Genomic DNA, 15,492 nt, shown 5'->3' on the forward strand with positions numbered 1-15,492 from the left:
TGGTCGGGCCTTAGGATGGGGAAACCTCGACACCCGGACTTCAGCCATGCCAAAGATCACACTGCTTCAGCGCGCGAACCTGTCCGAAGACCAGTGGCACTCGGTGCTTATTTCGCTTCTGCGCGGCTTGGCTGCGTTGCAAGTTGCGGCAGCTCACCTGCGCGCCCAAGCCTACCCCGGGTTCGCGACCGTCCAGGAACCGTCGCTGGCATTCCAGGGCCTGGCCGTCGCTACCGGCTTCGCGTATCTGGCAGTGATCGTATTTTTCGTACTGAGTGGCTGGCTGGTCGGAGGCAGCCTGCTGAACCGTCTGGACACCGAGCGCGCCATCGCGAATTATGCGGTCGACCGGGTAACCAGACTATGGATTGTGCTGATACCTACCTTCGGTGCAATGGTCTTATTTGGTATGGCAACAGCCACGCTCGATCCTGCACGACCATCGTTTGCTCTCGATAACGCGTACTCGGCGCCGGCGTTTATCGGTAACCTCGTCGGGCTGCAGAATATCTTCGTGCCTGAGTTCGGCGGTAATTTCCCATTGTGGAGTCTGTCGAACGAGACTTGGTATTACGTGCTTTTCCCGCTGCTGGTGATGCTGTTTCGCACCCAGTCGACTTTTCATCGGCTCCTGATACTGCTGGCGGTCGCCGCAATCGTGCATTTGCTGAACGAAGCGATCCTGCTGTACTTCTCAATCTGGCTCCTGGGGGCAGCATTCTCACGCGTGCGAATCGAATGTGGTCCATTCCTGCGCTGGGCATTATTCCTTGGCTTGGTCGCTGCCGCTGTCTTCATTCGGCTGAAAGGGAAAAGCCACATCGCCGTAGACAGTTTTGTTCAGTACTTGCTGTTCAGCCTAATCTTCGTGTTCTTCCTCTCGAGCATGCAGTTCCAGCGTGCGCGTGGTCGCCTCACCGACTGGCTGAACCGGATTGGTCGATTTTTCTCGGAGTTTTCGTTCACGCTTTATGTGCTGCACATTCCTTTCATGGCAGCGCTACTGCATGTTGCCTCCCCAATCCTGGGAGAAGGCAGGCTTGATCCGAACCGGCCTCTACACCTGCTTGTGTACCTGGTCTTGTATCTCGTGCTCGTCGCCGGTGCTTACCTGTTCCACCTGCCGTTCGAAGCCAACACCTACCGTGTTCGCGAATGGCTCAAGACGGTACTGTATGCCCGCGGACGTCCCGTTAGGGTGTAATTCCAGCGGTGCCGTCATTGGGACACGGGTGGTACCACCGGGGCCGACCGCCATCCTCGCTTTGCTGCCATGGGTATTGCCGGCATTGCCGATGAGGACGGGACCAAGGATGCTTAATAGACGGGACGCACCCTCATTACCGGTGGGCGCCGCAGATGGACGCTTCGGTGGGCGTTTCAGTGCCAAGCGCATTCAAGATCGCGCATGAACTCGCAGAATCAATGGTGACGCAACGGTTCCGCAGGTTCCGAAGCTGTGACTCCAGGGACGATAACGCAGCGATACGCTCGACCACGTGTCCGATATGCTTATCCAGCAGGTCGTTCACGCCTACGCAGTCCCGGTCGGGATGGTCGCGAAAATCCAGCAGAACCCTGATCTCCTCCAGCGTCATATCCAACGCCCGGCAGTGGCGAATGAACTGTAGCCGTTCGCTATGCCGGTCGTTGTAGGTGCGATAGTTGTTCGCCGAGCGCTCAGGCGGCATGAGAAGGCCGATCCGCTCGTAATACCTGATCGTCTCGACCAGGCAGCCCGCCTGCACCGCTAATTCCCCGATTTTCATTTGCCGTTCCGTTTATCACTGGATGAATGCTTGACTCTGTACCTGCTACAGGGTGTTAAATGCAGACTATACACAGTTTGCGAGGATCGGTGATGTCGGATTGTCAAACCAAATCATGTTGCGCGAAGATTGCGCCAGGCGAGCCTGTAGCGGCCGCGGCGGCCGTTCAGGCCAACGGACTGGTCCTTCGAATCGAGCAGATGGACTGCCCGACCGAAGAGGGCCTCTTGCGCGGGGCTCTCGGACGCGTACCAGGCATCGAAGCGCTGGACTTCAACCTCATGCAGCGTCGGCTACGGATCGAGCACACCCTTGAGGACCCTGCGCCGATCATCGCAGCGGTCCGTGCGACCGGCATGGAGCCGGTTGTCGAGGGAGGCCAATCGAATCCTGCAGAGGGCAGGAGCGTGTTCCGGATCGAGAACATGGATTGCCCGACCGAGGAGGCACTCATCCGTAGCAAGCTGTCAACCCTGCCGCAGGTCGGCCAGCTTGAATTCAATCTGGTCCAGCGGCGCTTGAGGGTGACGCATGCGGGGCCCGCAACCGCCATCCTGGAAGCGTTGCAGTCTGTCGGGATGCACGCCGTATTCATCGAGACGGATGCCGAGGCGAAGGCAGAACCTGCACGGCCAGCAACGCGAAAGTGGCAGCACTTGCGCCTGCTGCTCGGCCTGGCCGCATCGGTAGGAGCCGAGGTCATCGCGTGGACGACCGGAGTCGAAAATTCGGTACCGGTCATCCTGCTATCGCTGCTCGCGATCGGGACGACGGGGCTTGGCGTGTACAAGAAGGGCTGGATCGCCCTCAAGAACCGAAATCTCAACATCAATGCCCTGATGTCGATCGCAGTGACCGGCGCCGTGCTGATCGGCCAGTGGCCCGAAGCGGCGATGGTGATGGTCCTCTTCGCGATCGCCGAGATGATAGAAGCCCGCTCTCTCGACCGCGCAAGGAATGCCATCCACGGCCTGATGGCCCTGGCGCCGGACCGTGTCAGCGTCCGTCTGGCGGACGGCACTTGGGAGGATCAGGACGCCGGCACGGTGGCAATCGGCGCCTTGGCCCGTGTTGCGCCCGGCGAGCGAATCGCACTGGACGGGGAAGTGACCTCGGGGCAGTCCTCGGTCAACCAGGCGCCGATCACGGGCGAGAGCATGCCAGTACCCAAAACGGTCGGCGCCAAGGTGTTCGCCGGAACGATCAACGAAACCGGGTCCTTCGAGTATCGCGTCACCGCAGCACACAGCAATTCGACGCTCTCGCGCATCATCCGCGCGGTCGAGGATGCGCAGGGCAGCCGCGCCCCCACACAGCGGTTCGTCGACAGGTTCTCGAGCATCTACACGCCGATTGTGTTCGCCGTCGCGCTTGCCGTCGCCGTCGTGCCACCGCTCCTGCTGGGAGCCGAATGGATGCCCTGGATTTACAAGGCGCTGGTACTGCTCGTTATCGCCTGTCCCTGCGCCCTCGTGATCTCGACCCCGGTGACTGTCGTTAGCGGCCTCGCGGCCGCAGCACGCGCCGGCATTCTCATCAAAGGAGGTGTCTACCTCGAGCAGGGCGGCAAACTGCGCGCGCTCGCGCTCGACAAGACCGGCACGATCACGCAGGGCAAGCCGGAGGTGACGGACGTATTGCCCCTGCAGGGGGATGCTCTCAGCCACCTGCAGCTTGCCGCAGCCTTGGCAGACCGGTCCGACCATCCGGTGTCGACCGCCGTGAGCCGCCACTGGCAAAGCGAAGTCCTGGGCCTTGGCCTGTCATCCGTGAGCGAATTCGAGGCGCTGACCGGCCGTGGAACTAAAGGACGGATCGATGGCAGGTGGTACTACTTGGGCAATCATCGCCTTGTCGAGGAGCTCGGACTCTGTAGCGACGCGACTGAACAAGTGCTGTCCAAACTGGAGGGGGAGGGCAAGACCGCGGTCGTCCTGTGCGACGAAACGGCGCCGCTGATGGTCATCGGGGTAGCCGATACCATCCGCGAAACCAGCCGCGAAGCGATTGCCCAGCTCCACCAGCTGGGGATCCGGACGGTCATGCTTACCGGCGACAATACGGTGACGGCCATGGCGATCGCGCGAGAGGTCGGCATCGACGATGCACGGGGCAACATGCTGCCGGAAGACAAGCTCGCTGCCGTCAATGAGGGGCTCGCGCGCTTTGGCACCGTCGGCATGGTGGGAGATGGCATCAATGATGCGCCGGCGCTGGCCAAGGCCGATATCGGGTTCGCGATGGGCGCAGCAGGCACGGACACCGCCATCGAAACGGCCGACGTCGCACTGATGGACGATGACCTGCGCAAGATTCCACAGTTCATCCGCTTGAGCAGGCAGACCGCCGCCATCCTGAAACAGAATATCATCGCGGCCCTGCTGATCAAGGCAGTGTTCCTGATCCTGGCGATCGCGGGCTCTGCCACCTTGTGGATGGCCGTATTCGCCGACATGGGCGCCAGCCTGCTCGTGGTCTTCAATGGACTGCGCCTGCTCAAGGCCAGGGAAGCACGTAACGGAGCATAGCAGCGACCGCGAGCCCGGCTCCCGCTACCGGGCTGGCTGCGAAAAGGCGAAGACGGGCGCCGCACAGGTAATCCACGCAGTCCAAGGACAGTTAAGGAAGGCCGATGAAAGTTGATCTCAGCAGCTATATCCCGTGCTCTTACGAAGAGGCCGTAGAGCAGGTCAAAACGCCGCGGCTATTGCAGCACGTCGCCTTTCCTCTCGTATCATTCACGCCGTTCACTCCGAACTGCATGCCAACTTTTCTACCGTCACCGGCAGGTACGATGGCGGCACCTGGCTGCGCGCCGGTATGCTTATCCAACAGGTAGCGAGTTCGGGTGGGGGCGGTCGGACTGACAGCGTGTTGACAGGGAAACCACCGAGTATGTTGAAAGCATTTCACCGTGTTCCGCACATGTGCTCTTTCACGGCAGAGGATCGATTGATATGAATCCCAGGCTCAGGCAGGCGTTCAACGCCGAGATGAAGGCAGCGGTCGATTTTTACGCAAAACGGGAATTTGGCAGGGCCTTCGAACATCTGGAAACGGCCCATGTGCTGGGACAGCGCTATGTCGTGCCTCATGTCACGACACACTACTGGATGCTCAGGATCGGCATGAAGCGGCGTTCGCTGCCGGAAGTCTGGGGCCAGTTCCTCCGTATCGTACTGGGTGCATTAGGATCGGCATTCGGGATTGTCCCGGTTGGGAACACCGGCGGCACGAATATCAATATGTTCAAACGGCTACCGGTCGACCCGTGTGTGAAAGAACTGATCGAATAGGGAGCGGCTTCCCGGCCTGACGATCGACAGGCCGTTCAGGACTGCCGCGCTCCCAGGACTGCCCTGATACGGTCGGTCATCGAACTTTTCCCTCGTGCTCGTGCCCGGCGTGATCGGCATGGCCCTGTATCGAGGCCGGGTCGAAGCTGTGTTCTTCCGCCGCTTGCTCGCAGGGCGTCGTTTCGAGCTGGATCGTGCTGTGGTGGATATCGTAGTTGTCTGCGACAAGCCGGCGGATGTTTAACAGCAGGGCCTGGGAATCACCAACGTCTTCACGCTGCACGACGTGCGCCGTCAAGCTGGCTTTGCCGCTCGTGATCGACCAGACATGCAGGTCGTGCACGCTGGCCACGCCCGGCACCCGTTCGATCGCTTCCCGCACTTCGGCGATGCCGAGTCCTTCGGGAACGCCTTCAAGCAGCACGTTCATGCTTGCCTTGAGCAGCGTCCAGGTACGCGGCAGCACCCACAGGCCGATGCCTACGGCGATGAGCGAATCGATCCAGCTCCAGCCAGTGTAACGAATGAGAAGGGCGCCGATGATGACGCCAACCGAGCCAAGCATATCGCTCCATACCTCGAGGTAGGCACCCTTGACGTTCAAACTGCTGTCCTTGCCGCTCGACAGCAACTTCATGCTGATGAGGTTGACGACCAAGCCCAAGGCGGCAACCAGGAGCATGGTTCCGGACTGGATTTCCGGCGGGTCGTTCAAGCGTTGATAGGCTTCGTACAAAATGTAGATCGCCACCAGGAACAGAAGTATCGCGTTGAACGCGGCGGCCAGGATCTCGAAACGGTAGTAGCCGAATGTGCGCTCGCTGTCGGCCGGCCGCTTGCCGATGCGAATTGCAGCCAGCGAGATCGCCAGCGCCGCGGTGTCGGTAAACATGTGCGCCGCATCCGAAATCAGCGCAAGGCTGTTGGTGAGAATACCTCCGACGATCTCGGCTATGAGAAAGGCCGTCGTGAGGATGAGCGCGATCCAGAGCGGTCGTTCGCTCTGGCCCGGCTGCGCTGCGTGAGAGTGTCCTGAACCCATTGTGCTCCCCTCGAGTTGTCATTGTCGTGTGCCGCCCGATCCTACTTTTGCTTGCCATTTTCCTCTGTGCGCTTCCGAGCTTTCCGCCGAGGACGCTTGTTCCGATCCCTGTATTTCAGCCAGCCGAGGAATACCATCACCATTCCGAACAATGCCAAGCCAATGATGCCGAAAACTTCGAAGAGATTTTCGTGCAATGGCTCTGGCGCCTGCTGTGGCAGTCTCATGTCACCTCCATTCGATGTGGCCTTTCACTTATTTACTTTCCAATCGGTCAGTTCAGCGTCTGGCCGAGATTGATCGCGGTTCGCACACATAACACCGGTACGGCAACAAGTCCGGCTAGTGCATCCAGCACTCCTGGAGCGATGCCGAAGTCGCAAAAGGCGACACCGAACGCGAGCGTAGTCGGTAGCGCCGATAGCGCTGCGTCGGCCATGCTGAAGGCCTCGGCGGCTCGTGCCAGCTCATATGCCAGGCCAGCCGCGGTGACGGTGGCAAGCAATCCTGGCATCGCAAATCCAGCCAATGCCGCGGCATCGAGAGCCTCTCTGTGGAAGATGCCATGTGTCCCCAGCGCTATAACAAATAAAATCAGAATCAGACAACACATGCACAGAGCGATCTGCACGACCGAGAATGCGGCCTCGGCCCTGGGTTTCCGTTGCTCTGCCAGGCTTTCGATCAATAACAGCCGAAACGCAATAGTGGCCGCGTGATGCGAAGCTGCGGCTACCAGGATGACGCTTTCAACAATGATTCCTCCCGCCGCGCAGCTCGCGAAAGCAACTCCTTGCGCAACGATGTCCAGCTTGACGAGCCGACGCCCCAGCGGGGCGCGCCGACTCGAAGTGTCTCGACACATATCGCCCTCCCTGTGTTGGGCCGCAAACGGTCATTGCGGCACATGCGCTTACTGGACGACCACTTTCGCAGGCACCACCGGTTCGTCTTCGCTATCCTTGCGATGCGCGAAGCGGTAGAGCAAGGGAAGCACGAGCAGGGTCAAGGCGGTCGAGGAGAGGATCCCGCCGATGACGACGGTCGCAAGCGGCCGCTGCACTTCGGCGCCCGTACCGGTGGCGATCGCCATCGGCACGAAGCCCAGCGAGGCGACCAGGGCGGTCATCAGGACTGGCCGCAGCCGTGTCAAGGCGCCGTGCGTGATCGCCTGCTCCAGCCCCATGCCTTCTTCACGCAGGGTGCGGATGTAGGAAATCATCACCAAGCCGTTCAGGACAGCCACGCCGGACAGGGCGATGAAGCCCACCGCCGCGGAGATCGACAGCGGGATGCCCCGCAAAGCCAAGGCGATGACGCCACCGGTCAGCGCGAAGGGGATGCCCGTAAAGACCAGCAATCCATCCTTCACGTTGCCGAACATCGCGAACAGCAGCGTGAACACGATGAACAGGGCAAGCGGCACGACGATCTGCAGGCGCTGCGTGGCCGACTCCAGCTGCTGGAAGGTACCGCCCCAACTGGTCCAGTAACCCGGAGGGACCTTGACCTTGGCCGCGATGGCAGCCTGGGCCGCGGGGACAAAGCTGCCGATGTCGCTGCCGCGCACGTTCGCGCTGACAACGATGCGGCGCTTGCCGTTCTCACGGCTGATCTGGTTCGGCCCGGGCGAGAAGTTGAGCGTGGCGACTTCGGCCAGGGGAATGTAGGTCCTGGCACTGCCTTCCGCGCCCGGAAGAGGAATCGGCAACTGCCGCAATGCGTCGAGATCGGCGCGCATCGCTTCCGGCAGGCGAACGACGATGTCGAAGCGGCGGTCGCCCTCGAACATGGTGCCGGCCTCGCGCCCGCCGGTGGCGATCGCCAGGGCCTCCTGCACGTCGGCGATGTTCAGGCCATACCTGGCCGTCTTCTCGCGGTCGATGTCCACGCTCAGCATCGGCAAGCCGCCGGTCTGCTCCACCTTGACCTCGGCTGCGCCCGGAACCCGCTGCAGGACTTCGGCGATTTCCTTGCCGGTCGCTTCCAGCACGGCCATGTCGTCACCGAAGACTTTCACGGCGACGTCGCTGCGCACACCCGAAATCAGCTCGTTGAAGCGCAGCTGGATAGGTTGCGACAGTTCGTACGCGTTGCCGGCGTATTTCTCCGCTTCCTCCTCGATCGCTGCAATCAGCTCGGCTCGGCTCTTCTTCGGCGCCGGCCACGCCGACTCGGGCTTGAGCATCACGTAGCCGTCCGAGATGTTGGGCGGCATCGGGTCGGACGCGATCTCGGCGGTGCCGGTGCGCGCGAATACCCGGTCGATTTCCGGGAACTTCGCCTTCAGGCCCGCCTCGAGCTTTTGCTGCATCTCCACCGACTGGCTCAGGCTCGTCCCGGGAATGCGGATCGCCTGCAGGGCGAGGTCACCTTCGTTCAGATTCGGAATGAACTCGCTTCCCAGCCGGGAAGCCAGCAGGCCCGAGAGCAATACCAGCACGACCGCGCTGGTGATGACCAGCGGGCCGTTGCGCAGGACCTTGGCGAGGGCCGGCGCGTAGAGGCGCTTGGCCGTGACCATGATGCGATTTTCCTTCTCCGTCACGCGCTTGCCGATGAACAGGGCGACCGCGGCGGGGATGAAGGTGATCGACAGGATCATCGCCCCCAGCAGCGCGGCGACCACGGCGAAGGCCATCGGATGGAACATCTTGCCTTCGACACCGGATAGCGCAAAGATCGGCACATACACGACCATGATGATGAGCTGCCCGAACAGAAGAGGTCGGCGCGCTTCCTTCGCGGCCGCGAACACCTCGTGGAATCGTTCCGTAAGGGTCAGCTCGCGCCGGTGATGCTCCTGTGCGTGCGCTAGGCGCCGCACGCAGTTCTCGACGATGACGACCGCCCCGTCGATGATGATGCCGAAGTCGAGCGCGCCAAGGCTCATCAGGTTCGCGCTGACCCGGTAGCTCACCATTCCGGTAAAGGTGAACAGCATCGCGAGCGGAATGACCATCGCGGTGATGACGGCCGCCCGGATATTGCCGAGGAAGAGGAACAGGATCACGATCACGAGGATGGCGCCCTCGAGCAGGTTCTTCTTGACCGTATTGATCGCCTTGTCGACCAGTGCCGTCCGGTCGTACACGGGGATCGCCACCACCCCTTTCGGCAGTGATCGGTTCACCTCGACCATCTTGTCCGCCACGGCCTGGGCCACGGCCCGGCTGTTCTCGCCGATCAGCATGAACACCGTGCCGAGCACGACTTCACGCCCATTTTCGGTTGCCGCGCCCGTGCGCAGCTCGCGCCCGACATCCACCGTTGCGACATCGCGCACACGGATGGGAACGCCGTCGGCGTTGCCGAGGATGGTGTTGCGGATATCGTCCAGGCTGCGCACCTGGCCCGGGGCCCGGACCAGGAACTGCTCGCCGCGGCGCTCGATGTATCCCATGCCGACGTTGCCGTTGTTGCGGTCGATCGCGTTGACGACATCGGTCAGGGACAGACGGTAGGAACTCAACTTGGCCGGATCGGGGGCGATCAGGTATTCCTTCGCGAAGCCGCCGATCGAATTGATCTCGGTGACGCCCGGGACCTGGCGCAGCTGCGGCTTGATGATCCAGTCCTGGATCTCGCGCAGGTCGGTGGGCGTGTAGGGCGTACCATCGGCCTTTTTCGCGCCGGGTTCGCTTTCCACGGTCCACAGGTAAATCTCGCCCAGGCCCGTGGAAATCGGACCCATCGTCGGCGTGACACCCGCCGGCAGGTTCTCCCTGGCTTCCTGGATTCTCTGGTTGACCAGCTGGCGTGCGAAATAGATGTCGGTGGCGTCATTGAAGATGACGGTCACCTGGGACAGGCCATAGCGTGACAGCGAACGGGTTTCTTCGAGCCCCGGCAGGCCGGCCATGACGTTCTCGATCGGGAAGGTCACGCGCTGCTCGACTTCGAGCGGCGAATAGCCGGCCGCCGAGGTGTTGATCTGCACCTGGACATTGGTGATGTCGGGTACCGCGTCGATCGGCAGCTTCTGATAGTTGTAGATGCCGACGGCCGACATCGCGATGACGGCCAGCATGACTAGCCATCGGTGTTCGATGGCAAAGCGAATGATTCGTTCAAACATGTCTGGATCCTCGCTCAGTGCTCATGCTCGGCACTGCCCTTGCCTTGCTGGGCCTTCACGACGAAACTGCCTGTCGTGACATAAGGCGAGCCCGCCGGGAGGCCGGAGAGAATCTCCGTCATCTTGCCATCGCTCGCGCCGGCCGTCACCGGCCGTGCCTCGAAGCCTTTTCCGGTTTTGACGAACACGACAGGCTTGTCCTCGAGCGTCTGGATGGCGTCGGAAACGACGGCGACGGCAGCATCTTTCTGTCCGCTGACGACGGCGACATTCACGAACAGGCCCGGGCGCCAGGCCCGGCCCGGGTTGTCGATCACGACCCGTGCATTGGCGGCGCGAGTCTGTTCGCCGAGGAGGTTCCCGACGTAGCTGACCTTGCCTGCTACCGACGGCCCTCCGGCCGCCGACCTGACCGTGACCGCCTGGCCGACGCGCACAGTGGGCAGGTCTTTTGGCGTGACCGCGATGGTGACCCACACGCTCGACAGATCAGAGACCAGGAAGACATTGGCATCCTCTTTCACCGCTTCGCCTTGCGCGAGATGCTTTTCGACGACGACCCCGGTAAACGGCGCCCGCAGGACATAGCGATTGTCCGCGCCGGATGCCATGTCGGCGCCAATCGCGTCCAGCTTCGCGCGGGCCGCATGCGAGGCGATCTGGGCTTCGCGATATGCCTGTTCGGCCTGCAGATAGTCCTGTTCGGCAGATATCTTCTGTTCCCACAACCTTTTTTCGCGCGCGTAGGTGATGCGCGCGAGCTCGAGCCGCTTGCCGGCGGCCAGGGCGTCGCTGCGCAGGTCGGCCAGTTCGGCGCTGGCGATGACCGCCAGGGCCTGCCCTTTCCTGACATCCTGGCCGAGCGAGGCGGACACGGATTCGGCCACGCCCGCGACCCGCGGCACGACGTGGGCCGTGCGGTCCTCGTTGAAGCGCACCTCGCCGGGCAGGACGAGCTCGGTGCGGATGCTTGCCGGGCCGGCCGCGGCTGTCGCGATGCCGGCGGCCTGGATCTGCTCCGGGCTCATCTCGATGAGGCCGGGCTGCTCGGTATGCTCGTCGGCTTCCCCAGGCTTGGCCTCGGCAATTTCCTCGGCGCGCTCGCCGGCTTCCTGCGCAGGCGCGCCGTCGCCTTTCCAGAAAACGATCAGCAATGCGAGTACGATGCCGACGCCGATCACTGCCGCGATGGAAAGCGCGGATTTCTTGTCGATGTTGAACTTCATGGACTATTCCTGTTGGTATTGGTGACGCCGGGACCGGTATCGGTAAACCGGCCGAGCTCCGCGGCCTGGCGGTAGCTGTCGTAGAGTGCCTGGACGTATTGCGCGCGGCTCTGCAGGAGGGTGCGCTGGGCGTCGAGGACATCGAGGAAGTTGAACTTGCCGGCCTCGAAACCGATGACGGCCGCATCGAAGACCCGTCGTGCTTCCGGAAGGATTTCCTGCCGCATGGTGCGCACCTGTTCCTTCGCCAACTGGGCGCGATGGTAGGTACTGGACAGGGTCTGTTCCAGTTGCAGCTTCTGCGCCTCCCTTTCTGCCTGTGCCTTGTCGGCGCGGCTAAGGGAGGCTTGCAGCCTGCCCTGGTTCCGGTTGAACAAGGGAAGCGGAACCGACACGCCAAGCACGGTTTGCGAGCGCCCCATCTCTTCGTCTTTCTGCCGGCCGACAACGAGGGTGAGGTCGGGCATGCGCTGCGCACGCTCGACCGAAACCTGCGCCTGTTCACGCTCGACTTGCAGGCGGGCGCGCTGCAGCTGTGGTGAGTTGGCCAGTTGCGTCCGCAAGACTTCAAGGGAAGGCAGGACGGCAATCCCGTTCGCCGGCTCGACCAGGGTGAGAATCTCCGGCCGGGTCTGACCCCAGTACGCCGCCAGCATGCCCTGGGCGATGGCCAGTTCACCTTCCGCCTGGGTCAGGTCGAGGCGTGCCGCCGACTCGGCCACAGTGGCGCGCGACAGCTCGACCGGCGACACCCGTCCAGCCGCCACCCGCTTGTCGGCCGCGGTTCTGGCTTTCGAGGCGATCTCGAGCGACGCTCTTGCAAGGCCCGCTCGTTCCTGGGCGCCCAGTGCGTTGAAATATGCCGCGGTCAGGTCGGCGCGCAGATCGGCCCGGGCGACGCTCACGTCCGCGGCTGCTAGCCGGCTTTCGCGCTCGGCAAGCTCGATGCGGGCGCGGCGCTTTCCGCCCAGCTCGACGAGCTGGCTGAGCTCGAAGGTACGCGTACGGGTACCGCGCTGCGTTCCCTCGGTCGTGTAGGAAACTGTCGGATTGGGCAGCAATCCGGCCTGGCGGCGCTCGGCGGCGGCGATGGTGACGTCGAGGGCCCTGGCCCGAAGGCCCGGGTTGGCGGATAAGGCCATATCGACCGCTTGGTCGAGCGTTAAAGTCCGACCGGTGGCCGGGATGATGGGGGCCGCGCTCGACTGCTTGCCCGGCGAATCGCCGGCCAGCTGCGCGGCCGCGGGGAGCGCCCATGCCAATAGCACGAGCGACCCAGCAACAATGCGTGTGGGATGCATGAATAAACTCCGAAAACAATAGGCGAAGGTTATTCAGCGGCGATCCGCGTCAGGACCGTCGTGACGACGTTCCAGGAAGACGATGAAGTGGATGAGCTACGAGCCGCCGCCGAATCAGGCGAGGGCAAGCCACTGAGGCCGCTCGGGCGGCGCCACGTCGACGGAGGACAGGCGAAGCAGGGGGGACGAGGGAGCGATGCGCAGCGGTTCGGATACCGCTACAGCGACCGGGAGTTCCTCGAAGTTGAGAGGGGTGTGGGTGCAGGAAGTACAGTGCGAGTGCAGGGTGCCTGCCTTGGACTTGGACGGCTGGTCGAGCGAGCCCAAGCTTTCTTGAACAGGATCGTCGAACGAAGCGTGGTGGCCGAGATGCTGTGCGGCGCGTCCGGTTTCGTGTTCACAATACTCGGCCACGATGCTCCAGCTAAGTTGAAGCATCATGATTGTTAGCAAAGCATAGATAAAACGCCGAGTCATGGGAAAAGTATAGCATGGCCACTCGCAGGCAATAGTGCGATTGCATCATTTCCTCAGCTTCGCGATGCTTGGCGAATCTCATCGCAAGTGCCGATATTCTCGTCAATATCGGCCTCTTGTGTCCCGATGTCGACTGCGATGTATTCGAATGCCCGTCAAGCGGGCCTCTACATTTCAGTCGGTTGTGTGCTTACTTCAGCTTTAGGATGCGACGTGCGCCCGAAAGAACGATCACACCGATCACCGTACCGACAATCAGATCGGGATATGGCGATCCGGTCCAGGTGACGAGTGCGCCGGCAGCAATCACGCCGATGTTTGCGATGACGTCATTGGCCGAGAAAATATAGCTTGCTTTCATGTGTGCCCCGCGATCCCGTTTCTTTGCGATCAACACCAGGCAGGCAACGTTCGCAACCAGGGCTACCGCGCCCACGCCCATCATCAGGGCCGATTCTGGTTCGCTCCCGAAGAAGGCCCGGCGAACCACTTCACTGAGCGCGCCCAGCGCGAGCACGAGCTGCAGCCAGCCGGCCAAATGCGCTGCACGCGTCTTCAGCGCAGCCGCCCTACCTACTGCGTAAAGGGCCAGGCCGTAGACAGCAGCATCAGCAAACATGTCCAATGAATCAGCCACCAAGCCGGTTGATTCGGCAATCAGGCCCCACACCAGCTCGACCACGAACATGATGGCGTTGATAGCCAGCAGCAGCCGGAGCGTCTTCGCCTCCGACGCGTCGCCGGCCTTGTCGTGACTGGCTTCCTCCTGGGACGAATCCAGTTGCGACCCGATCAGATGGGCGCCGAGCTTCAGTGGGGCCAGCTTCTGCAGGATGGAATCGACTTCTCCCGTATGCGCAACGTGGAGCTGCCGCTGGGAGAGGTCAAAGTTCAGGGACTGAACTCCGCCGACATCCGCCAGTGCCATGCGGATCATGTTCTCCTCGGAAGGGCAGTCCATCTTGGGAATCCCGAGGGTACTCAGCATACGTTTGCTGTGGACTTTCGGCTTGGCTGGATGAGAACCGCGCAACTCGACACCCAGCCGCAAGGGCTGCAGCACCTCCACAAGGGCATCCGCTTTCCCATGGTGAAGCACAGTCACGGTGCGGGCGTTGAGGTCGAAGGCAATGTTGTCGATGCCCGAGACTTTGCCCAAGGCCATCCGAATTAGATTCTCTTCTGAAGGGCAGTCCATCTTGGAGACAAACAGTTCGGTTTCGAGGCGAGCTGCCGCAGGGGTTTGGTTTTGTGTCATGACGATGAGCCTTCGGACAGATATTTTCGAAGGATAAAGCTTCAACCCGCTTCAAGGTCAAGCGTGTTCACCACGTGAGGAGCGGCTCCAGCCGAGGGAATAATCTATTGCTGAGGTGACAGGGCACCGATGATGCTGCAGTCGGAAAACCGACCGCCTCGACATGAGATGAGCAAACGGGAAAGGTGGTCCTTTAATAAGTTGAGGTCCCGGATCTTCTGCTCGACTTCGGCAAGATGCTGCTCGGTCAGCGCAGTCACGGCACAGCAGTCGCCATCGCGGTTGTCGGAAAACGCCAGCAGACTTCGTACCTGATCGATCGTGAAGCCGATTTCCCGTGCACGGCGAACGAAGCTCAGGCGGGCCACATCCTCGCTGCCGTACAGCCGATAGTTGCTGCCGGTCCGGGATGGGGAATCGAGCAAGCCGATTTTTTCGTAATAGCGAATCGTCGCCGCAGGAGTCTGCGCCGCAGCTGACAGCTGGCCTATCGTAAAAGTGCGTGACATGTGCTTGACCTTAAAGTGGCTTCAAGGTTTATAAAGTTCATTTACCAATCCGTCAAGCGAATTCGATCATGCGCACCAAGATGAACTTCTGTGTCACCGCAGCCTTGCTGGCCATGTGCGCAGCTGTGGGTCCTGCCTTTGCCGAAGGCACGGCATTGACGCTTGCCGACGCCGTTGCCAGAGCCCGCGGCCAGGCGCCGCAACTGCAGAGCGCCAATGCAGCACTGCGGGCTGCAGACGCCAATGTGCGCCTGTCCGGCCTGCGGCCGAATCCGACACTTTCCGTGGAAGCGGAAAATGTGATGGGGTCGGGTCGCTATTCCGGTTTCGGCGGGGGAGAAAAGACGGTTTCGCTGTCGATGCCCCTGGAGCTGGGAGGCAAGCGGGGCGCCCGGCTACGCGTGGCCCAGGCCGAGTAAAGTGGACCCATCGGTCAAGACAGTTTTTCAGCGAGTTTAAGCTGTGTCGTTTACTCTCACTGCAGCTGGTCGGCGCTGCCCCGTGATACCCCTTCCTCGCCGCTGGAGAGCCTTATC

The 15,492-nt window shown here is 61.8% G+C and carries 14 protein-coding genes; 4 read left to right on the top strand and 10 right to left on the bottom strand.

Annotated features, from left to right (window positions below):
* Nucleotides 1-46: 46 nt before the first annotated feature.
* Entirely contained in the window at nt 47-1,204 is a 1,158-nt protein-coding gene (locus ACK4S9_RS13715) for an acyltransferase family protein (protein WP_409726454.1), read from the top strand.
* 136 nt (nt 1,205-1,340) lie between these two features.
* Here ACK4S9_RS13715 and cadR read toward each other — a convergent pair whose 3' ends face one another.
* The gene (gene cadR / locus ACK4S9_RS13720) at nt 1,341-1,769 is read right to left on the bottom strand and encodes a Cd(II)/Pb(II)-responsive transcriptional regulator (protein WP_273036640.1); all 429 of its coding nucleotides are present in this window, start codon (nt 1,767-1,769) and stop codon (nt 1,341-1,343) included.
* A gap of 92 nt (nt 1,770-1,861) precedes the next feature.
* Here cadR and ACK4S9_RS13725 point away from each other — a divergent pair, with 92 nt between their 5' ends.
* Nucleotides 1,862-4,297 carry a heavy metal translocating P-type ATPase gene (locus ACK4S9_RS13725; RefSeq protein WP_273036650.1) on the top strand — a complete coding sequence of 812 codons (2,436 nt, stop codon included), beginning with the start codon at nt 1,862-1,864 and terminating at the stop codon, nt 4,295-4,297.
* 429 nt (nt 4,298-4,726) lie between these two features.
* Nucleotides 4,727-5,065 (top strand): DUF3703 domain-containing protein, encoded by a 339-nt coding sequence (locus ACK4S9_RS13730; RefSeq protein ID WP_273036641.1) that lies wholly within the window; start codon nt 4,727-4,729, stop codon nt 5,063-5,065.
* 76 nt (nt 5,066-5,141) lie between these two features.
* Here the strand turns inward: ACK4S9_RS13730 and ACK4S9_RS13735 are convergent, their stop codons facing one another.
* The 9 genes from ACK4S9_RS13735 to ACK4S9_RS13775 form a co-directional block, all read right to left on the bottom strand.
* Nucleotides 5,142-6,107, bottom strand: a complete 966-nt coding sequence (locus ACK4S9_RS13735) for a cation diffusion facilitator family transporter (RefSeq protein ID WP_273036642.1) — start codon at nt 6,105-6,107, stop codon at nt 5,142-5,144.
* A 41-nt stretch (nt 6,108-6,148) separates the two neighbouring features.
* A complete protein-coding gene (locus ACK4S9_RS13740) occupies nt 6,149-6,334 on the bottom strand; it encodes a hypothetical protein (RefSeq protein WP_036208411.1) in 186 nt (61 codons plus the stop codon).
* Between the two features lie 47 nt (nt 6,335-6,381).
* Nucleotides 6,382-6,972 carry a hypothetical protein gene (locus ACK4S9_RS13745; RefSeq protein WP_273036644.1) on the bottom strand — a complete coding sequence of 197 codons (591 nt, stop codon included), beginning with the start codon at nt 6,970-6,972 and terminating at the stop codon, nt 6,382-6,384.
* Nucleotides 6,973-7,020: 48 nt separating this feature from the next.
* On the bottom strand, nt 7,021-10,185 hold the full coding sequence (locus tag ACK4S9_RS13750) for a CusA/CzcA family heavy metal efflux RND transporter (protein WP_409726457.1): 3,165 nt from the start codon (nt 10,183-10,185) through the stop codon (nt 7,021-7,023).
* 14 nt (nt 10,186-10,199) lie between these two features.
* On the bottom strand, nt 10,200-11,411 hold the full coding sequence (locus tag ACK4S9_RS13755) for an efflux RND transporter periplasmic adaptor subunit (protein ID WP_036208403.1): 1,212 nt from the start codon (nt 11,409-11,411) through the stop codon (nt 10,200-10,202).
* The gene (locus tag ACK4S9_RS13760) at nt 11,408-12,712 is read right to left on the bottom strand and encodes a TolC family protein (RefSeq protein ID WP_036208401.1); all 1,305 of its coding nucleotides are present in this window, start codon (nt 12,710-12,712) and stop codon (nt 11,408-11,410) included. Before ACK4S9_RS13760 ends, ACK4S9_RS13755 begins: the two co-directional genes overlap by 4 nt.
* A 114-nt stretch (nt 12,713-12,826) precedes the next feature.
* Complete coding sequence (locus tag ACK4S9_RS13765; RefSeq protein WP_313032246.1) at nt 12,827-13,153, bottom strand: hypothetical protein; 327 nt, start codon at nt 13,151-13,153, stop codon at nt 12,827-12,829.
* 226 nt (nt 13,154-13,379) lie between these two features.
* The gene (locus ACK4S9_RS13770) at nt 13,380-14,447 is read right to left on the bottom strand and encodes a cation transporter (protein WP_051996266.1); all 1,068 of its coding nucleotides are present in this window, start codon (nt 14,445-14,447) and stop codon (nt 13,380-13,382) included.
* Between the two features lie 104 nt (nt 14,448-14,551).
* Nucleotides 14,552-14,956: a MerR family transcriptional regulator gene (locus tag ACK4S9_RS13775; RefSeq protein ID WP_036208394.1), complete on the bottom strand. Its 405-nt coding sequence runs from the start codon at nt 14,954-14,956 to the stop codon at nt 14,552-14,554.
* Nucleotides 14,957-15,024: 68 nt separating this feature from the next.
* Here ACK4S9_RS13775 and ACK4S9_RS13780 point away from each other — a divergent pair, with 68 nt between their 5' ends.
* On the top strand, nt 15,025-15,375 hold the full coding sequence (locus ACK4S9_RS13780; protein WP_409726461.1) for a TolC family protein: 351 nt from the start codon (nt 15,025-15,027) through the stop codon (nt 15,373-15,375).
* The last annotated feature ends 117 nt before the right edge of the window (nt 15,376-15,492 follow it).

The organism is Massilia sp. (assembly GCF_046293535.1).
Classification (GTDB): domain Bacteria; phylum Pseudomonadota; class Gammaproteobacteria; order Burkholderiales; family Burkholderiaceae_D; genus Telluria.